The sequence below is a fragment of the Pseudomonas sp. 2FE genome (assembly GCF_005503735.1).
Taxonomy (GTDB): domain Bacteria; phylum Pseudomonadota; class Gammaproteobacteria; order Pseudomonadales; family Pseudomonadaceae; genus Aquipseudomonas.
Map to the genome: position 1 here is coordinate 322,866 of NZ_SCMO01000003.1, position 18,037 is coordinate 340,902.

Annotated in this window: 18 protein-coding genes; 10 read left to right on the top strand and 8 right to left on the bottom strand. The window is 59.6% G+C overall.

Translation table 11 applies throughout. From position 1 onward, the window contains the following. Window positions 1-34: 34 nt before the first annotated feature. The 4 genes from pstA to FFS12_RS08915 form a co-directional block, all read right to left on the bottom strand. A complete protein-coding gene (gene pstA, locus FFS12_RS08900; protein ID WP_137886514.1) occupies window positions 35-1,705 on the bottom strand; it encodes a phosphate ABC transporter permease PstA in 1,671 nt (556 codons plus the stop codon). A 14-nt stretch (window positions 1,706-1,719) separates the two neighbouring features. Then, complete coding sequence (locus FFS12_RS08905; protein WP_171011846.1) at window positions 1,720-3,696, bottom strand: ABC transporter permease subunit; 1,977 nt, start codon at window positions 3,694-3,696, stop codon at window positions 1,720-1,722. 480 nt (window positions 3,697-4,176) lie between these two features. Next, entirely contained in the window at window positions 4,177-5,142 is a 966-nt protein-coding gene (locus FFS12_RS08910; RefSeq protein WP_137886516.1) for a phosphate ABC transporter substrate-binding protein PstS family protein, read from the bottom strand. Between the two features lie 223 nt (window positions 5,143-5,365). Further along, entirely contained in the window at window positions 5,366-6,661 is a 1,296-nt protein-coding gene (locus FFS12_RS08915) for an MFS transporter (protein ID WP_137886517.1), read from the bottom strand. 456 nt (window positions 6,662-7,117) lie between these two features. Between FFS12_RS08915 and FFS12_RS08920 the strand changes: the two genes are divergently transcribed. Then, window positions 7,118-7,519: an acyl-CoA thioesterase gene (locus tag FFS12_RS08920; RefSeq protein WP_119953150.1), complete on the top strand. Its 402-nt coding sequence runs from the start codon at window positions 7,118-7,120 to the stop codon at window positions 7,517-7,519. A 119-nt stretch (window positions 7,520-7,638) separates the two neighbouring features. Here FFS12_RS08920 and FFS12_RS08925 read toward each other — a convergent pair whose 3' ends face one another. Genes FFS12_RS08925 through FFS12_RS08940 form a run of 4 tightly spaced genes read right to left on the bottom strand, consistent with a single transcriptional unit; the run spans window position 7,639 to window position 11,880 of the window. Next, window positions 7,639-8,835 (bottom strand): ABC transporter permease, encoded by a 1,197-nt coding sequence (locus tag FFS12_RS08925; protein ID WP_137886518.1) that lies wholly within the window; start codon window positions 8,833-8,835, stop codon window positions 7,639-7,641. Beyond that, entirely contained in the window at window positions 8,835-10,046 is a 1,212-nt protein-coding gene (locus FFS12_RS08930; protein ID WP_137886519.1) for an ABC transporter permease, read from the bottom strand. Before FFS12_RS08930 ends, FFS12_RS08925 begins: the two co-directional genes overlap by 1 nt. Further along, entirely contained in the window at window positions 10,046-10,732 is a 687-nt protein-coding gene (locus tag FFS12_RS08935; protein ID WP_137886520.1) for an ABC transporter ATP-binding protein, read from the bottom strand. The genes FFS12_RS08930 and FFS12_RS08935 overlap by 1 nt, the downstream gene beginning before the upstream one ends. Then, complete coding sequence (locus FFS12_RS08940; protein WP_137886521.1) at window positions 10,729-11,880, bottom strand: efflux RND transporter periplasmic adaptor subunit; 1,152 nt, start codon at window positions 11,878-11,880, stop codon at window positions 10,729-10,731. Before FFS12_RS08940 ends, FFS12_RS08935 begins: the two co-directional genes overlap by 4 nt. Before the next feature lie 249 nt (window positions 11,881-12,129). Here FFS12_RS08940 and FFS12_RS08945 point away from each other — a divergent pair, with 249 nt between their 5' ends. The 9 genes from FFS12_RS08945 to FFS12_RS08995 all read left to right on the top strand — a co-directional run bounded on the left by FFS12_RS08945 (window position 12,130) and on the right by FFS12_RS08995 (window position 18,000). Continuing rightward, window positions 12,130-13,050, top strand: a complete 921-nt coding sequence (locus tag FFS12_RS08945) for a D-hexose-6-phosphate mutarotase (RefSeq protein WP_137886522.1) — start codon at window positions 12,130-12,132, stop codon at window positions 13,048-13,050. 655 nt (window positions 13,051-13,705) lie between these two features. Further along, on the top strand, window positions 13,706-14,278 hold the full coding sequence (locus tag FFS12_RS08960) for a hypothetical protein (RefSeq protein WP_137886523.1): 573 nt from the start codon (window positions 13,706-13,708) through the stop codon (window positions 14,276-14,278). A gap of 99 nt (window positions 14,279-14,377) precedes the next feature. Further along, on the top strand, window positions 14,378-14,797 hold the full coding sequence (locus tag FFS12_RS08965) for a hypothetical protein (RefSeq protein WP_137886524.1): 420 nt from the start codon (window positions 14,378-14,380) through the stop codon (window positions 14,795-14,797). A gap of 88 nt (window positions 14,798-14,885) precedes the next feature. Continuing rightward, complete coding sequence (locus FFS12_RS08970; protein ID WP_137886525.1) at window positions 14,886-15,392, top strand: hypothetical protein; 507 nt, start codon at window positions 14,886-14,888, stop codon at window positions 15,390-15,392. 144 nt (window positions 15,393-15,536) lie between these two features. Further along, window positions 15,537-15,989 carry a hypothetical protein gene (locus FFS12_RS08975; protein WP_137886526.1) on the top strand — a complete coding sequence of 151 codons (453 nt, stop codon included), beginning with the start codon at window positions 15,537-15,539 and terminating at the stop codon, window positions 15,987-15,989. 164 nt (window positions 15,990-16,153) lie between these two features. After that, complete coding sequence (locus tag FFS12_RS08980) at window positions 16,154-16,315, top strand: DUF2986 domain-containing protein (protein ID WP_137886527.1); 162 nt, start codon at window positions 16,154-16,156, stop codon at window positions 16,313-16,315. 505 nt (window positions 16,316-16,820) lie between these two features. Further along, on the top strand, window positions 16,821-17,249 hold the full coding sequence (locus tag FFS12_RS08985; RefSeq protein ID WP_137886528.1) for a hypothetical protein: 429 nt from the start codon (window positions 16,821-16,823) through the stop codon (window positions 17,247-17,249). Window positions 17,250-17,361: 112 nt separating this feature from the next. Continuing rightward, window positions 17,362-17,556, top strand: coding sequence for a hypothetical protein (locus FFS12_RS08990; RefSeq protein ID WP_137886529.1), 195 nt, complete (start codon window positions 17,362-17,364; stop codon window positions 17,554-17,556). Between the two features lie 120 nt (window positions 17,557-17,676). Next, on the top strand, window positions 17,677-18,000 hold the full coding sequence (locus FFS12_RS08995) for a DUF2834 domain-containing protein (protein ID WP_137886530.1): 324 nt from the start codon (window positions 17,677-17,679) through the stop codon (window positions 17,998-18,000). The last annotated feature ends 37 nt before the right edge of the window (window positions 18,001-18,037 follow it).

Consider the following 18,037-nt stretch of genomic DNA (forward strand, 5'->3'; position numbering starts at 1 on the left):
CCTCTCGCCAGTGGCGAGAGGGGGCTTTAAGCAATCAGTGATCCAGCGCCTTGTACTTCTCGCGCAGGTGGTTACGGATGGCCACGGCCGACAGGTTCAGCCCGGCGATCACCAGCACCAGCAACAGCGCGGTGGCGTACACCAGCGGCCGCGCGGCCTCGACGTTGGGGCTCTGGAAGCCGACGTCGTAGATATGGAAACCCAGGTGCATGATCTTCTGGTCCAGGTGCAGGTACGGGTAGTTGCCATCCACCGGCAGCGACGGCGCCAGCTTGACCACCCCGACCAGCATCAACGGCGCCACTTCACCGGCGGCACGCGCCACGGCCAGGATCATGCCGGTCATCATCGCCGGGCTGGCCATCGGCAGCACCACCTTCCACAGGGTCTCGGCCTTGGTTGCACCGAGCGCCAGGGAGCCTTCGCGCACCGCCCGCGGAATCCGCGCCAGACCTTCTTCGGTGGCGACTATCACCACCGGTACGGCGAGAATCGCCAGGGTCAGCGAGGCCCACAGCAGCCCCGGAGTACCGAAGGTCGGCGCCGGCAAGGCTTCCGGGAAGAACAGCTGATCGATCGAGCCGCCCAGCACATAGACGAAGAAGCCCAGGCCGAACACGCCGTAGACGATCGCCGGCACCCCGGCGAGGTTGTTTACCGCGATGCGGATCACCCGGGTCAGCGGGCCCTGGCGCGCATATTCACGCAGGTAGACCGCCGCCAGCACGCCGAACGGGGTGACCATCACCGCCATGATCAGGGTCATCATCACGGTGCCGAAAATCGCCGGGAAGATGCCGCCTTCGGTGTTGGCTTCACGCGGGTCGTCGCTGACGAACTCCCACAGTTTGCCGAAGTACATGCCGAGCTTGGTGAACACGCCCATGGCGTTCGGCTGGTAGGCGTGGACGATCTTGCCCAGGCTGATTTCCAGCTCTTTGCCATCGGCCTCGCGGACCACGATGCTGTCGCGATCGACCTCTTGGTGCAGGCCCAGCAACTGGCCTTCCAAGGCCTGGTATTTCGCCTCGAGCTCGGCGCGCTCGGCGGCGATATCGGCCTGAGCAGCGGCGTCCAACTGGCCCTCTAGCTCCAGCTGGCGCGTCTTCAGGCGCAGGCGTTCGAGCTCATGGTTGATCGCGCCAATGTCTTTCTTCTCGAGCCGACTGAGTTGCTTGGCCAAACCCTCGACGCGGGCAATGCGCTCCTGCAGCATCGGCCAGCCGGCCTCGCCTTGCGCAATGACCTTGCCCTGCTCCTTGACGCTGACCAGGTAGCCGTAGAAGTTGCCCCACTCGCGGCGCTCCAGGGTCATCAGCTCGGCCGGCGTGGTTTGCCCCACCAGCCATTCACCGACCACCCAGGTAAAGTCGCTGCCGTACAGATCGCGGTTGCCGACCTTGATCAGCTCGCGGGTCATGAACTCCGGGCCCTGCTCCGGCACCGGCAGGCCGGCCCCTTGCAGGCGCGCGCGCGGTACTTCTTCGGCCTGCACCAGCTCGCCGATCAGGGTCTGCACCGCTTGCCCCGGCATTTCATAACGCGCTTGCAGCAGGTCCGCCGGCCAGAAATGGCCGAGGCCGCGCACGGCGATCACCAGCAGCAACCCCAGGGTCATGATCACCGCGATCGACACCGCGCCACCGCTCAGCCAGACACCCGGTGAACCGCTCTTGAACCAGCTTTTTAGAGAATTCTGCTTCACGGAGTTCTACCTTCTTAGAGCGCTGCGTATTTCTTGCGCAGGCGCTGACGGATCAGTTCGGCCAGGGTGTTCATCACGAAGGTGAACATCAGCAACACCAGCGCGGAGAGGAACAGCACGCGGTAATGGCTGCCCCCTACTTCGGACTCGGGCATTTCCACCGCCACGTTCGCGGCCAGGGTGCGCATGCCTTCGAACAGGTTCATCTCCATGACCGGGGTGTTGCCGGTGGCCATCAGCACGATCATGGTCTCGCCGACGGCGCGGCCCATGCCGATCATCAAGGCCGAGAAGATCCCCGGGCTGGCGGTCAGGATCACCACTCGGGTCATGGTCTGCCACGGCGTCGCACCGAGCGCCAGGGAGCCCAGAGTCAGGCTGCGCGGCACGCTGAACACGGCGTCTTCGGCGATCGAATAGATGTTCGGGATCACCGCAAAACCCATCGCCAGGCCGACGATCAGGGCGTTGCGCTGGTCATAGGTGATGCCCAGGTCATTGGAAATCCACAGGCGCATGTCGCCGGCGAAGAACCAGTTTTCCATGTGCGGGCTCATGCCCAGCGCCAGCGCGCCGACCAGCACCACCACCGGAATCAGGGTCAAGGCTTCCCAACCTTCCGGTACCCGCAGGCGGATCGACTCCGGCAGCCGGCTCCACAGCCAACCGGCCAGCAGAATGCCGATGGGGGTCAGCAACAGCAGGCTGAAAATCCCCGGCAGATGCCCTTCGACATAGGGCGCCAGGAACAGGCCGGCGAAGAAACCGAGGATCACCGTCGGCATCGCTTCCATCAGCTCGATCACCGGCTTGACCTTACGGCGCATGCGCGGCGCCATGAAGTAGGCGGTGTAGATCGCCGCGGCAATCGCCAGCGGTGCGGCCAGGAGCATGGCGTAGAAGGCCGCTTTCAGCGTGCCGTAGGTCAGCGGCGCCAAGCTCAGCTTGGGCTCGAACTCGGAGTTGGCGGCCGTCGATTGCCAGATGTGCTTGGGTTCGTCGTAACTCTCGTACCAGACCTTACCCCACAGTGCACTGAAGGAGACTTCCGGGTGCGGGTTGGTCAAGGTCAGCGGTTGCAAGGTGTTAGCGGCCTCGACCAGCACCCGGTTGGCCCGTGGCGAGAGGGCCAGCACGCCGGCGCCATCGACGACCGGCTCGATCAACAAGGTGCGCTGGGCGGTGCTATGGAACACCCCCAGCGTGCCGCTGGCGTCCAGCGCGACGAAGCCTTTGCGGCGCTCTTCCGGAGTGATTTGGACGATCGGCGCAGTGCCCTGCTGGAAGTCGCGAATGTGCTTCAGGCGCGGCTCGCCATCCGGATCACGAGCCATAAACCACTGGGCGATGCCGCCTTTGGAGTTACCGATGATCAACGAAATGCCACCGAGCAACTGGGCACTGGCGGTGACTTCGGTGTCGGCATCTTCCAACAGTTTGTAACGGCCGTTCAGCGAACGCTCATGCAGGTTGTAGACATCCGCCTGGGCCCGGCCGTTGAGGACATACAGCCACTGCTGACGGGGGTCGATATACAGTGCCTTGATCGGCTCGGCGATCTGCGGCAGCTCGATGCGGCTCTGCTCCAGCGTGGTCTCGCCGGTCAGCATGTTCTCTTCCTGCGCCAGCGACAGCAGGTGCAGTTCATTGCCAGTGGAAGCGGCCAGCAACAGGGTGTCGTCATTCACGCCGAGGCTGACATGCTCCAGCGCACGGCCCTGCGGGTCCAGGCTCAGCGGCGCCTGGCCGTAGGGGTAATCGATCTGCGGACTGATGGTTTTCTGGTTGTCCGGGTAGGTCACTTTGTAAACGTGCTTGAACGCCAATGCCTGGCCATTCGACAAGCCCAGCACGACCAAGTTAGTGCCGGGCTGGTCCTGGCCCAGCGAGACCACTTGGGCGCCGGCCGGTAGCGGCAAGCTGACGCGTTTGAGTTCTGCACCGGTTTTCGCGGCAAAGAACAGCACCTCGCCCTTGGCGGACACCCGCATGGCGACCTGGTTTTGCTCTTCGATGGTGAGCAGCAGTGGCTTGCCGGCGTCCTGTAACCAGGCTGGGCTCTGCACTTTCTTGGCCGTCAGCTCGGCGCCCTGGAACAGTGGCAACACCACCAAAGCGAGGTAGAAGAAGATCAGCGTGATCGCGCCGAGCACGGCGAGGCCGCCGATCAGCACGTACCAACGGGTCAGGCGATCTTTAAGCGCACGCAGGCGGCGCTTGCGCTTGAGTTCGGGCGTATTGAAATCAATCCGCACCGGAGGGGGATTAGCAGTCATGGTGGAGTTGGCCAAATCGTTCATGCGCACACCCTAGCGGCTCTGTATGACAGAAACATGACAACGCAGTGACGCAAAAAACCCGCCGACCAGTAACACTAGTAGCGGGCTTGCGAAATGCGAGGCCAGGGATCACCCAACCTCGCTTGAGATTCATGCCGAGGCCGCCAGTGGCCGCCTCGGTAGCCGAGCCTGTTACAGGCCCAGTTCTTTCAGCGCTTTCTCGGCCACTTTGGCCGGAACCGGGATGTAGCCGTCTTTGACCACGACTTGCTGACCGGCTTGCGACAGCACCAGCTTCACGAACTCGGCTTCCAACGGAGCCAGCGGCTTGTTCGGCGCCTTGTTGACGTAAACGAACAGGAAGCGCGACAGCGGGTACTTGCCGTTCAGGGCGTTCTCTTCGTTGGCATCATAGGCTTCGCCGCCTTTCTTCGACAGCGCGACGGCCTTGACACTGGCGGTCTTGTAGCCGATGCCGGAGTAACCGATGCCGTTCAGCGACTGGCTGATCGACTGCACCACCGAGGCGGAACCCGGTTGCTCGTTGACATTGCCCTTGAAGTCGCCTTTGCACAGGGCTTCTTCTTTGAAGTAGCCATAGGTGCCGGATACCGAGTTACGCCCAAACAGCTGAACCGGCTTCTTCGCCAGGTCGCCGGTCAGGCCCAGGTCGCCCCAGGTCTTGACGTTCGTACCACCGCACAGGCGGGTGGCGGAGAAGATGCCGTCCACCTGGGCCATGTCCAGGCTCTTGATCGGGTTGTCCTTGTGCACGAACACGGCCAGGGCGTCGACCGCAACTGGGATGGCAGTTGGCTTGTAGCCGTGCTTCTCTTCGAAGGCTTGCAGCTCTACGTCCTTCATCTTGCGGCTCATCGGGCCGAGGTTGGCGGTGCCCTCGGTCAGCGCCGGCGGCGCGGTGGAGGAGCCTGCAGCCTGGATCTGGATGTTGACGTTCGGGTACAGACGCTTGTACTCCTCGGCCCACAGAGTCATCAGGTTAGCCAAGGTGTCGGAGCCGACGCTGGACAGGTTGCCCGACACGCCGGTGGTCTTGGTGTAAGTCGGCAGAGCCGGGTCAACAGCGGCAACCGCGCTTGCGGTGGCGACGCCAGCGGCGACAAAAGTCAGGGCCGCCATCAAACGCTTCAGTTTCATGCCTTACTCCTAGCAGGATAGGGGTGTGATGGAACGGGCCCAAGTATCTGTAGGCCGTATGAACACTCTATGAACCGAATGTGACAATTAGATTAAAGGCCGGCATAAAAATAAGGCGCGCAATTAGCGGGCCTTATTGCTTTTGTAGGGTGGGTGCAACCCACCAGAGACGCCGAAAGCTGACGCGATTGCCGGCGCGTTGCGCCGGTTGCTGGGTTACGGCCTACGCTCGATGGTCTTTACGCAACAGATACAGACCAATCAGCAACCCCAGCCCGCACAGCGCGGCAACGTAATAGGCCGGGCCCAGGGGGTCGGCCTTGAGCAGCAGGGTCACCAGCACCGGCGTCAACCCGCCGAAGAGGGCGTAAGCCAGGTTGTAGGAGAACGACAAGCCGGAAAAGCGCACCACCGCCGGGAAGGCGTTGACCATCACATAGGGCACCGCGCCGATCACGCCGACACACAAACCGGTCAGCCCATAGAGCGGGAACAGCCAGTCCGGATGCGCGCCGAGGCGGGTATAGAAGGTCCACGAACTCGCCAGCAGCAACAGGCTGCCGAGCATAAAGACCCGCCCGGCGCCGAAACGGTCGGCCAGGACGCCCGCCGCAACGCAACCCAAGCTGAGGCAGACGATGGCCAGGCTATTGGCCTGCAGCGCGGTGGCGGCGTCGAAGCCATACAGTGTCTGCAACAGGGTCGGGGTCATCAGGATCACCACGATGATCCCGGCCGACAGCACCCAGGTCAGCAACATCGACAACAGGATCGCGCCGCGGTGCTCGCGCACCACCGTCTTCAGCGGCACTTCCGCGGCCAGCGCCTTGCGCCGTTGCAACTCGGCGAACACCGGCGTCTCGTGCAGCCAGCGGCGCAGATAGACGGAGAACAGCCCGAACACGCCGCCGAGCAAGAATGGAATCCGCCAGCCATAGGCCAGCACCTCCTCTGCGCTATAAATGCTGTTGATCAGCGTCGCCACCAGCGAGCCTAGCAAGATCCCGGCGGTCAGCCCTGAAGTCAGGGTGCCGCAGGCGTAACCGACATGCCGCGCCGGCACGTGCTCGGCGACGAACACCCAGGCGCCGGGCACTTCACCCCCAATCGCCGCGCCCTGAATCACCCGCAACAGCAGCAGCATGAGCGGCGCCCAGATGCCGATCTGCGCATAGGTCGGCAGCAGGCCCATCAGCAGCGTCGGCACCGCCATCATAAAGATGCTCAAGGTGAACATCTTCTTGCGCCCCAGCAGATCGCCGAAATGCGCCATGACGATGCCGCCGAGCGGGCGCGCCAGGTAACCGGCGGCGAAAATCCCGAAGGTCTGCAGCTGCCGCAGCCACTCGGGCATTTCGGCGGGGAAGAACAGCTTGCCGACGACGGCGGCGAAGAACACGAAGATGATGAAGTCGTAGAACTCCAGCGCACCGCCCAAGGCAGACAACGACAGAGTCTTATAGTCGCTGCGGGTCAGCGAAGATGACGGCAGCACGGCACTAGTGGACACAGATGACATAGCGGTAGGCTTCTCAAAGGCAGACAGCAGCCGGCGATGCGGCAGGCCCGCCCGGCAGGTGGCGAACGATAACAAATTGCCGCGAACCGACACAGCCTCTGACGTCTAGGAGCCTGTCGAACTTAGCGCTGTCCTACTGCGAAAGCCTGGATATTGGCCCGTTTTTCCACTCAGCCTCGTTAAAGAGAGTGAGACTATTCGCCTCGCCTGAGTGAAAAAACGGTCTCAATCCCTGTCTTTCTCGCTACGGACGTCTAAGCCCGACAGGCTCCTAGCCAGTCAATTCTAGAACCGGGCAGTCGTCGCCCGACGCAACCCCCGATATACTGCCCCTTATCAGCCGCGCGCCAGGCCACCAGCCCAGCTAGAGCGGCCGGGTTGCGGAGTCGCCCGACCACTACGCCCCACTAAATACGCCCCACTAACTAAGAGTTATGGGTCAGAGGCACCCTAGGCATGATCGAACTCGAACAGGAAGATCCAACCCCCCAGGGCGACCTGGCCCTGCAAATCACCGCGTTACCGCGCGAAACCAACGGCTTCGGCGACATTTATGGCGGCTGGCTGGTCTCGCAGATGGATCTCGCCGGGACGGCCATGGCCAGCAAGGTCGCCGGGGGGCGGGTCTCCACCGTCGCCATCGACCGCATGGCCTTTCTGGTGCCGGTGGCCGTAGGCGCGCAATTGTCCTTCTATAGCCAGACCCTGGAGATCGGCCGCAGCTCGATCCAGATGCTGGTCGAGGTGTGGAGCGACGATCCGCTGTCCAGCGAATGGCGCAAGGTCACCGAAGCGGTGTTCGTCTTCGTCGCCATCGACGGCAGCGGCCGCACCCGCCCGGTGCCACCGCGCCGCTGAAGCCCCGCCCGGCGCGGCTCACCGCACAATAAAAGCACCGGCCGCAGCGCCGGCGTTTTCGTTATTCCCAAGCAGCCGCGCAGGCTGCAGCTAGCCCCTCGGGCCCCTTGGCCTGGCCGCTATTCACTGCGCAGCGCCGCCACCGGATGCAGGCGAGCCGCCCGCCGTGCCGGAGCCAGGCCGGCGAGAATGCCGATCACCGCAGCCAGTAGCAGCGCCAGCAGCAGGAACAGCGGCTGCAGCGCCAAGGGCAGGCTCGGCATGGCCAGGTGCAGCAGCCCGAGCAGCAGCCCCATCAACAGCAAGCCCAGCAGACCACCGGCTAGGGATAGCAGCGTCGCCTCGGCGAGAAACAGCCCGAGCACCTGCCGCGGGCTGGCGCCAATCGCCCGCAACAGACCGATTTCCGCCGTGCGCTCGCCCACCGTGGTGGTCATGATGGTGAGAATGCCGACGGCGCCGACCAGCAGGGAAATGCCGCCCAAGGCAGCGATGGCCAGGGTCAGGGTGCCGAGGACGCGGTTGAAACTGCGGAGCATGTCGTCCTGGGTGCTCAGGCTGAAATCCTCCTCGCCGTGCCGTTCGCCGAGCACCTGGCGAATCTGCCGGCTCAACGCCCGCGACGTGGTGCCGGCGCCGAACACCAGATGGATTTTGACCACCCCGGTTCGGTTGAACAGGCTTTCGGCCCAATCCACCGGGATGTAGGCGATATCGTCGAGGTTGAAGCCGAGCAACTGGCCCTTCTCCTCCATCACGCCGATCACCCGGAACCGCACGCCGCCGACGCGGATCAGCTCGCCCAGCGGATTGCCTGCACCGAACAGCTCGGCACGCAGTTTATAGCCGAGCACCACATAGGGCGGCGAACGACCGTCGCGGGCCGCGGGCAGGAACTCGCCCAGGCTCAGCTGCATGCGCCAGGCCTGCGGCAGCTGATGGCCGCCACCGAGAATGTCGCTGCGCCGGCTCAGTTGACCGAACTGGACATCCCCGCTGCCCTGAATGATGGGCACCGCTGCCTCGACATGCGGCAAGCGCCGCAGGGCGTCGGCATCACCGATGGTCAGTGGCCTTACGCTGCCGAGCAGGCCACCGAGGCCGCTGGTCTGGGTCTTGCCCGGACGCACGGTGATGATCCGCGTGCCGAACTGCGAGAAATTCTCCAGCACATAGCCGCGCACGCCCTCGCCGATGGCCGTGAGCAGCGCCACGGCAGCAATCCCGATCGCCACCCCGAGCAGGGTCAGCAGGCTGCGCAAAGGCCGGCTGGTCAGCGCCGTGCTGGTCAGCCGGAAGCCATCTTGCCAGTGCATCAGTGCGCTCCCGGCGGGCGTAGCGCCGCCACCGGTTCCAGCGCCGCGGCCCGAGCGGCCGGCAGCCAGGCGAACAGCAGCGCCGTGCCGAGCGCCAGCAGCACCGCGCTAGCCCGCGCCCACCAGGGTGCATAGAGCGGCAGATCGAATGCGAGGCGCCCCAGCCAAAGCAGCGTTTCGGCTAGCAGCAGCCCCGCCAGCGCCCCCGTCAGGGCCAGCAGCGCCGCCTCGCCGAGAAACAGCAGGCGCAGCTGCGCCGCCGTCGCGCCGATGGCTTTGAGCAGGCCGATCTCGGCGCTGCGCTGGCTCACCGCAATCCAGGTCACGTTCATGATCAGGATGCCCGCCACCAGCAGGCTGATCGCGGCAATCCCGGCCACCGCCAGGGTCAGCACCGCGAGGATCTCGTCGAAGGCGGCGAGCAGGCTGTCCTGGCTGATCAGGGTGATGTCCTCCTTACCCTCGTGGCGCTCCTTGAGCGCGGCGAGGATCAGCCGCTTGCTGCTGTCGAGAAAGCTCGGCCCGCGCACCTCGACAAACACCCGCAACAACCCCTCGCGGTTGAACAAGGCCTGGGCACTGGCCACCGGGATGATCAACATTTCGGCGAAATCCATCCCCAGGGATTCGCCACGCTCACCGAGGATGCCGACCACCCGGAAGCGCCGGTCGCCGGCGCGCAACCATTCCCCCAGGGCCGGGCGCGCACCGAATAGCTCACGCCGGAGCTTGCCGCCGATCACGCAGACGGCCTCAGCCTGCTCCGGGTCCAGCACCGGCAGGGGCTGGCCCTGGACGACCGTCAGTTGGCGAATGGCGAAGAACTCCCGGGTGGTGCCCAGGGTCAGCACCTCACGATTGCGGTTGCCGACTATCACCTCCACCTGCCCGGCCTGCAGCGGCGCGACCCGGCGGATGCCCGGCAGCTGGGCGATGGCCTGCACATCCTGCAGGGTCAGCTCGTGCGGCGTCAGGCCGGTGAGCGGCGGCAGGCGCCCCGTGGTTTCCTTGCGGCCCGGGAACACGATCAGGATGTCGCGCCCGAGCAGCGAGAACTCATTGAGGACGAAGGCCCGCGCACCCGCGCCAAGGCCGGTGAGCAGATTGACCGCAACCACCCCGATAGCGATGGCCAGCAGCAGCATCAGGCTGCGCGAGCGGTGCCCCCGCAAGGCGCCGAGCCAGAAGCCCAGGGTATCGGCGGCGCGCATCAGGCCGGCGCCCGCTGCGGCGAGGCGCTGACGCTCCGCCCGTCGCGCAGATGCAACTGCCGCTGCGCGCGGGCGCCCAGGCTGTCGTCGTGGGTCACCACGATCAGGGTCAGGCCTTCGGCATTGAGCTCTTCGAGCAGGCTGAAGACCTCGGCACCGGCATGGCTGTCGAGATTGCCGGTGGGCTCGTCGGCCAGCAGCAGCGCCGGTTGCATGACCATCGCCCGGGCGATGGCGACTCGCTGGCGCTGCCCCCCGGACAGCTCGGCCGGGCGATGGGCAATGCGCTCGCCCAGCCCCAGCCGCGCCACCAATTCGCTGCTGCGCTTGCGCCGTTGCGCCGCATCGATGCCGGCGAGAACCATCGGCAGCTCGATGTTTTCCAGCACCGTCAGCCGCGCGATCAAATGATAGGACTGGAACACGAAACCGATCAGTCGGCTGCGCAACTGGGCGCGCCGCGCTTCGCTCAGCGTCGCCGTGGCCTCGTCCTGCAGCCAGTACTCGCCGGCGCTCGGCGCATCGAGCAAGCCGAGGATATTCAGCAGGGTCGACTTGCCCGAGCCCGACGGCCCCATCACCGCCATGTAGTCACCGGCGGCGACGTCCAGATCCAAGCCGTCCAGCCCCATCACCTGCTGCTCGCCCAATTGGAAGCTGCGGCTCCCGCCGCGCAGGCGGATCATTGCTCAGGCTCCGCAGCGTCCTCCGGGATCACCGCCACGGCATCCTTGAGCCCTTCCTGATCGAGGCTGGCGACGATCCGCGCGTCCTCGTCCAGCCCTGCGAGCACCTCGGTCCAGCGCCAGTTGCTCAGCCCGGTTTGCACCGCCACCTCGCGCAACACCCGCGCGTTCGGGTCATAGCGCAGCACGTGCTGCCCCTCTAGCAGCGTCTCGGTGGGGATGCGCAAAGCATTTGCGCGCTGCTCCAGGAGGATCTCGACATCGGCGCTATAACCGGTGAGCAGGGCCAGGTCAGCCGGCGGTTGGTCGAAGCGCACCTCGACATCGACGGTGCGCGCCTGCTTCTCCAGGTCACGCACATAGGGCGCGATGCGGCTGACGTGGCCGGCGAAATGCTGGCCACGGAAGGCATCCAGGCTGATCCGGACGGCGGTTCCGGGGCGGACCCGGGCAGCGTCCACCTCATCGATCGGCGCCTCGACATACAGGCAGCTGTCATCGATCAGGTCGACCGCCGGCGGCGTGGGAATACCCGGCGGCGAAGGGGTGACGAACTCGCCGAGTTCGCCGTTGATCTCTGCGACTATGCCGGCGAAGGGCGCACGCAGGGTCGCCTGATCCAGCAGCGAGCGCTGCAACTGCAAGCTGGCGTCGGCCTCGCGGATCAGCACAGCGCTGGCACTGCAGATCAACTTTGCCAGCTGGGCCCTGGTTTCGGCCTGATCGAGGCGATCGGCGGCAACCAGCTTGCGGTCAGCCAGGTGGCGCAGGCGATCGAGGTCGCGCTGATCCAGGCGCGCCTGCTGGCAGCGCTGTTCGCGGGCGTTGCCTTGGGCCTCCAGGCGCGCCTCGGCCTCCTGCAGCCGGGCCTGCTGTTCGTCCTGGCGCAGGCGCATCAGCACCTGACCCGGCTGAACCCGCTGGCCCTCGCCGATCAGCAACTCGGCAACCTGGCCGCCGACATTGAAGGACAGATGCGAACGTCGACAGGACTTCAGCGTACCCGCGCGAGTGTTGGCCACCAGGGTTTCCACCGGCCCACGCTCTACCTCCAGCAGCCTGACCGGCAAGGGTTGGGGACGAGTCAACCAGCCGCCCAACACCACCAGACAGGCCAGTATCGACGAGCCAATCAGCCATTTGCGCATGCGCTGAACCTCCTCCCCACACGGCTCAGCCTAGGTCAGGGGGGCAAAAGCACAACGCAAAACGCCATTTATCTGACTGCTTTCAGACGAGCGTCAGATTAATGACGAATGAGATTTGTTTTCTCTCGCAACTGCTATCGCCAGCGTTACCCGCACAACAAAATTCCTTGCCGCGACGGCGCTACGGCGTCGGAATATCTCCGGAAACTGTGTCACGCTTTCCCCATAGCCATCCTGCGGAGCCCTGCCATGAACAGTGAAACAACCACCCCACAAGTCGAGCGCGTGGAGCTGGACGAACTGGTCTGCTGGCGGGTCCGCACCGAGCAGGCGGAGCTACTGGTGGCGCAGCAAGGCGCGCAGGTGTTGAGCTACCAACGGCATGGCGAGCCGCCACTGATCTGGCTCAGCGAACAAGCGGCCTATAAGAAGGGCCAATCGGTGCGCGGCGGGGTGCCGGTGTGCTGGCCCTGGTTTGGCGACCTGTCACGCAACCCGCACAGCGTCCAGGCCATGCACCAAGGCGGCAGAGTCGGCGTGCCGGCCCACGGCCTGGTGCGCGGGCTGGACTGGGAATTGCTCGGCATCGACACCGAAGACTCCACCGTGCGCCTGGACTTCGGCTTTAGCCCTGCGCATCACAGCCTGCCGGGCTGGCCGCACGCGGTCGAACTGCAACTGAGCATCCGCCTCGACGACCGCCTGAGCCTGAGTCTGACCAGCCACAACCTGGGTGACACCCCGGTCGCCCTGAGCCAGGCGCTGCACACCTACTTCGCCGTCAGCGACATCCGCCAAGCCAGCGTCGAAGGCTTAACCGGCAGCCACTACATCGAAACGCTCGAAAGCTGGCTGCCCTGCCAGCAGAGCGGCGCCCTGCACTTTCGCGGCGAGACGGATCGCATCTACCTGAATACCCCGACCCAACTCAGCATCCTCGACCCCGGCTGGCAGCGACGGATTCAACTGCACACCAGCGGCTCGCGCTCAGCCGTGCTGTGGAACCCGTGGAGCGACAAAGCCCAGCGCCTCAGCCAATTCGCCGCTGACGCCTGGCAAGGCATGCTCTGCATCGAGACCGCGAACGTGCTGGACGATGTCCTGCTACTCGCTCCCGGCGAACAACAGAGCATGGCGGTGACGTTGTGGGCGGAGCCGTTGAGCCACTGATAATTACGGCCTTTACCCACTGCGCATAGACATACTCGATACGAATGGAATAGTTTCTGGGTCGAGTCTGCTGGCGCAATTGATCCAGCAATCTGGGCTTGCCGTCATCCATGTCGCGTTTCTCCCTGAGTGATGTCGCGCTTGCCGCGACCACCGCTAAGCTAGACAAGGACTTACAGGACGACAAGGAACGTTATACGACATGCCGTCGCGACAAAAAACGCGACATGGCATGTCGCCTAATAGTAGTTAGGCGGCAAAGCGGGTAGAACATGGAAGTCATGCGTTCAAATAACACATTACATATTCAGGCTGACGTTTCGCGGCGTCAGCGCGAATCCAACCCGCACCATTTGCTTAGCTCTCGCCACAATACCGCGTGCGCCCGTTTCAGTCTGACATATCGCACTCGTCAGCCTCGGACGCGTTATTTTTTCGGTTTATGTGCAAATCTCCGCGTGCCCTTCCTTCAATCTGAAAGTCAGCACGCGTATGCTCCAAGCCACAAGCCCAGCGGCTTTGAGTCATCCCGTTTTACACTTGGCTTTAATCCGTGGCGTGGCCTAACAAACGGTTCAAGGCCGTTCGCTTCGCTCACTCGGGACCGGCTAAAGCCGGCCCCTTAACCTAAACGTTAGAGGCGCAAGGATATCTCATGTCAACACAACCCATTAAGATTTACATTGATTCTTGTGCAGTCAATGTCTTGCATGAGCACTCGGTAAACCTTGCAGCTGAGTTCCCAAAAGCCAACTACGAGCTAATAATTACCAAAGGTGTTCAGCAAGAATTACAAGACATCCCTGAACATAAACCTGTTAAGGAATTTGCCTTATCATTAGTTGCGGACCAAAGAATTAGCGAAGCCTCTTTCTTCGGTTTCCGCGATGCAAAGAACCCAGAAAACAATCTTCGATATACGAGCGGCTTTGGTAGCGGCATTTTGGCAACAAGTGAACAAATGAAATTCCTAGAAGAAACCCAAGAAAATCTTGGCACTCCAAGAAAATCAAAGTTAAGAAACAATGAGACAGACAGAGACCTCCTTGCTTTGGGTCTTGGCTCGGTAATTCTAACAAAAGAAAATAAGGTTGGTGGCGCTTTGAAAGCCGAAGCAGAAAAGAGTGGCACAATAATAATCAATATCGCCAAGTGGCCATCTAGCGAAATCTCACTTAACGAATACGTTGAGCTTGCAATAGAAAAAAGTGTTGGCGCGCAGATTTAAGCAGACGCCTCTAACTAGCGGTTCAAATCGTTCGCTTCGCTCTCTGGGACCGCGTACCGCGGCCCCTTAACCTAAACGTTAGCTGTCTAGGAGGTAGTCGTGAAAAGTAAATTTTTCTATCTTGTTTTCATGCTTTTCTCGCGCTCTGTATTTTCGGCTGACGATGACGCAGTCCAATATCGGCTTGCTTTAGATAACGCGTCATATAAGTTTGTAGAATGCTCTGTTTATTACAATATAGCCTCGATCGGTGTAGCAGGGAGAGGTGAAAAAGAGTTAGCCAATAAACTCGATGAGGCTTCTAGCTTGGCGTTAAAGATTGCCGTTGATATCTCCGCAATAAATCAAGACAGAGCCATGGCGGAAAAAGTTACTCAGTCCAGAATGGAATTAATGGCTAAGGAAATGACGAAGGAAATTAATTCAGATTTATCAAACTCCTCAATACTAATAAATAAATACTCGGAAAAGTGTACAAAATACATGAAAGACCCCATGAGCGTCATGAGCACTGAGTAGCCAGCTAACAAACGGTTCAAATCGTTCGCTTCGCTCTCTGGGACCGCGTACCGCGGCCCCTTAACCTAATCGTTAGGCATCTGTAGCCATGTCCAGAGTTCAGTCTAAATCACCACCTTTCACGCTTTATTTTTTTGTATTTATTGCTACAGTTCCACTTATCTATTTTGGTTATAAACTCACACTTTCTACACCAGCCGGTTACTGCAATAGTCAGGAGAGATATATCTCTGACGATGAGTTCATAAAAGCTTCAGCTGCAGCATTGGAGTGGAAAAGCAATAGACAAGTAACGAGTTATCCAGAGGGAACAACAGGGAAACTTAAAGAAATCTCAAGCTGGTATAAAAACCTAGACTTTAACCTTGAGAACCCAAATTGCTGTCTAGTCATCCGAAATGATCCCTTGTTAGGCTCACAAGAGATTGAGGTGTGGCTTAACTCAAAGACAAGTATCGCCCCGGTCACCCCTAGTGACTATCAGATACGTTTCTTCTTTGACACCTGCGGAAAGCTTATAGACTCAGATATAGGTCTTCCTGATACTGAACTACGGATAATTACTACTACAAGCATCATGGAGAAACACAATTAATAACTTGGCATCGCCTAACCACACAAACCGATGATGTGAGTTAACCAGTCTGAGCTGTCGATGCCTAACATGCGGTTCAAGCCGTTCGCTTCGCTCACTCGGGACCGCGTTCCGCGGCCCCTTAACCTGAACGTTAGGAGCCATATGAACACTCTCTGCCTCCACATAACCCTAGTGACCGTGCTTTTATGGGGGGGCGGTACCGCGTCGGCAGCGCCTCTGTTAACCGCAAGTTGCGGGAAACTCGACGGAACACTACTGGTTGCGAGTGGTGACAAGCCCACTGTTTCTCCGCAGTCTCATTCGGGCAATCCGATCCTATTTATTGATTCAGAGAATCCGAAAAAGCTCGTATCCCATTGGAAGATAAAACTTTTCGAAAAAAAGTCCACCACCACCTACGAAGCGTTTATCGTTGAGCACTCTCCCACGCAGCTACATGCGGTGGAGCAAGATGGCAATGGCCTCTATGCGTACACTCTATTTCTAGATACTGGCGTGTTGTTCTACTCACACCATCGCTTGCAAAACATCTTTGGTGAAGGCCCTTCGCTCTTGTCCCTCGTGGGTCACTGCACGGTCAAGGTCTCGCAGTGAGCGTGGCTCCTAACAAACGGTTCAAGATCGTTCGCTTCGCTCACTCGGGACCGGCTAAAGCCGGCCCCTTAACCTAAACGTTATGCACTAAGAGCGCGCGGCAGGATCTGGCTCAATATTCTAAGCTGATATTATTCAAGAATATACAAGCTGAGTAGAAAAACATGAATCGGCGTAAAAAAATAAATCAGTTATTAAAGGCTCACGCCAAAAAAGCTAGTGCCAAATTGGCACCAAAAAGTAAGTCTAAATACATTAGTAAAGCTGACCGATTGAAGCTAGCTGCTGAATCCAGTCAAGACTCAACCATTTCTTCCGAGAGCTGATATATGTATCTTAAGCGCCAAGGTAGCTCTATATAATGGCTGTTACGGTATTCTGTGCGGTCGCGCATAACAAGTCGCTGAAATCGCTCATTTCATTCGCTGGGACGGCGTTCCGCCGCCCCTTAGCTTAATCGTTAGCCAACGATATGGAACATCGGCGTAAGGACACGTAAATGTCGCGGAATCAAGGTGACCAAAAAGCGAAAAATATGCTAGTTAGCGAAGCACAACTTCGTTGTCGCTTAACTGCGTTAAGGCGAACATCGCTGTTGCGCTTCGCCAGGGATAGCCATTTCTCGGTTTTTCTCCGCCTTGAGCGCTTTGAACATTTACCTGCCCGCTGCGCGGGCATGTGCAAATCGTCGGCTAACTACTCACTAGAGCGAACACTGCTGCTGCGCAGCACTGTCGCTCACCTCGAAGCTTGTTAGGCCATATCATATAGCACTGCAATGGACGCAACCAACTGCCTTATTTCTACGAACATGTTGATTAAGAGATAAAAATGAAGAAAGCCAGCGCAATAATATTTTCCCTCATGTGTGCAGTTAACACTGCAGCAACTCAAGCCAGTCCTCAGTTTAAATACCCCAGCCTTATTGAGTGCACTCCTGTCAGGGCGGTTGGGGTACGTTTGTTTAATGGAATAACTGAAAAAAATGACTTGCTTAGCCAGGTTGAACATGTATTTAAATACATCCAGAATGGCAGGTACGAACTTAAGTCCGGTGCAGTATTCGTTTCAAAGCTAACAAACCAAGAAGATGTTTTGAATTTATACTCAGGCTCAACGACTTACTCCATTGATATGTACGGAGGGGAATATGTCGGCTCCACTAGCCATGAAGCCATAATCCTCCCCGATCAACAGATTGTAGGAGGATCAGCTTCCGGCACCCTATTTGAAGGAGCTTGTAAAGTTAACTGGAATTAAACGCCGCCACCTACGATTCCGCTTGCGAAAAAACCATTTAAAATGTAGTCGCCCAACAAAAAAGTCTAATGGCGTACTTTATTTATGCAATCACAAAGAAATACGAGGCCGTATGAAATACAAGGCATTATACGAAATCAGGACAGGCGGAAGCACACTCAAGTCTGAATTTGAATTTGAGAGCCAGTTGATACCAACAGTTTTTGATAGCTATGTCATTGAACTTGCTATAAAAGACTCTGCGCGGCTTGGCAAGTTTCCCATAGGTGGGATAGCTATAATTTCAATAGCTCAATTATTTGAATAAAGCAGTTAAAATTCACAAGCCTAACAAACGGTTCAAATCGTTCGCTTCGCTCTCTGGGACCGCGTACCGCGGCCCCTTAACCTAAACGTTATGTTCTACTTTTTAACCACGGAAGGCCCCATGAAAAAAGCCGAATTGCCACTACTGGTGTTGATCTTATTTACCGCGTACACAATTTTCTCAATGTTGCAGGCTGAGCAATCGCTTCTTCAATTTGGCATCCAACTCATGTCGAGCTTGGACACCGCGCAAGTCGTAATCGACCTTTATATTCTGGCTGCATTGGCCTGTATCTGGATGTATCACGACAACAAATCTCGCGGTAAGTCATTGGCATCTGTAGCACCATACCTTCTAATTACTGCCATTTTCGTTTCCATTGGCCCGTTGCTTTATCTTGTGGTCAAAGGTTTTTCAAAGCAGTCCTCCGCAGGTAAAACATAACAATCGGTTCAAATCGTTCGCTTCGCTCTCTGGGACC

What these genes read in the sequence shown, in the direction of transcription:
- FFS12_RS08925 (WP_137886518.1), bottom strand. Translation starts at nt 8,835, where the DNA reads ATGCACTGGCAAGATGGCTTCCGGCTGACCAGCACGGCGCTGACCAGC.
- FFS12_RS08970 (WP_137886525.1), top strand. Translation starts at nt 14,886, where the DNA reads ATGTCCAGAGTTCAGTCTAAATCACCACCTTTCACGCTTTATTTTTTT.
- FFS12_RS08985 (WP_137886528.1), top strand. Translation starts at nt 16,821, where the DNA reads ATGAAGAAAGCCAGCGCAATAATATTTTCCCTCATGTGTGCAGTTAAC.
- FFS12_RS08945 (WP_137886522.1), top strand. Translation starts at nt 12,130, where the DNA reads ATGAACAGTGAAACAACCACCCCACAAGTCGAGCGCGTGGAGCTGGAC.
- FFS12_RS08980 (WP_137886527.1), top strand. Translation starts at nt 16,154, where the DNA reads ATGAATCGGCGTAAAAAAATAAATCAGTTATTAAAGGCTCACGCCAAA.
- FFS12_RS08920 (WP_119953150.1), top strand. Translation starts at nt 7,118, where the DNA reads ATGATCGAACTCGAACAGGAAGATCCAACCCCCCAGGGCGACCTGGCC.
- FFS12_RS08940 (WP_137886521.1), bottom strand. Translation starts at nt 11,880, where the DNA reads ATGCGCAAATGGCTGATTGGCTCGTCGATACTGGCCTGTCTGGTGGTG.
- FFS12_RS08995 (WP_137886530.1), top strand. Translation starts at nt 17,677, where the DNA reads ATGAAAAAAGCCGAATTGCCACTACTGGTGTTGATCTTATTTACCGCG.
- FFS12_RS08930 (WP_137886519.1), bottom strand. Translation starts at nt 10,046, where the DNA reads ATGCGCGCCGCCGATACCCTGGGCTTCTGGCTCGGCGCCTTGCGGGGG.
- FFS12_RS08915 (WP_137886517.1), bottom strand. Translation starts at nt 6,661, where the DNA reads ATGTCATCTGTGTCCACTAGTGCCGTGCTGCCGTCATCTTCGCTGACC.
- FFS12_RS08935 (WP_137886520.1), bottom strand. Translation starts at nt 10,732, where the DNA reads ATGATCCGCCTGCGCGGCGGGAGCCGCAGCTTCCAATTGGGCGAGCAG.
- FFS12_RS08975 (WP_137886526.1), top strand. Translation starts at nt 15,537, where the DNA reads ATGAACACTCTCTGCCTCCACATAACCCTAGTGACCGTGCTTTTATGG.
- FFS12_RS08910 (WP_137886516.1), bottom strand. Translation starts at nt 5,142, where the DNA reads ATGAAACTGAAGCGTTTGATGGCGGCCCTGACTTTTGTCGCCGCTGGC.
- FFS12_RS08990 (WP_137886529.1), top strand. Translation starts at nt 17,362, where the DNA reads ATGAAATACAAGGCATTATACGAAATCAGGACAGGCGGAAGCACACTC.
- FFS12_RS08905 (WP_171011846.1), bottom strand. Translation starts at nt 3,696, where the DNA reads ATGCGGGTGTCCGCCAAGGGCGAGGTGCTGTTCTTTGCCGCGAAAACC.
- FFS12_RS08960 (WP_137886523.1), top strand. Translation starts at nt 13,706, where the DNA reads ATGTCAACACAACCCATTAAGATTTACATTGATTCTTGTGCAGTCAAT.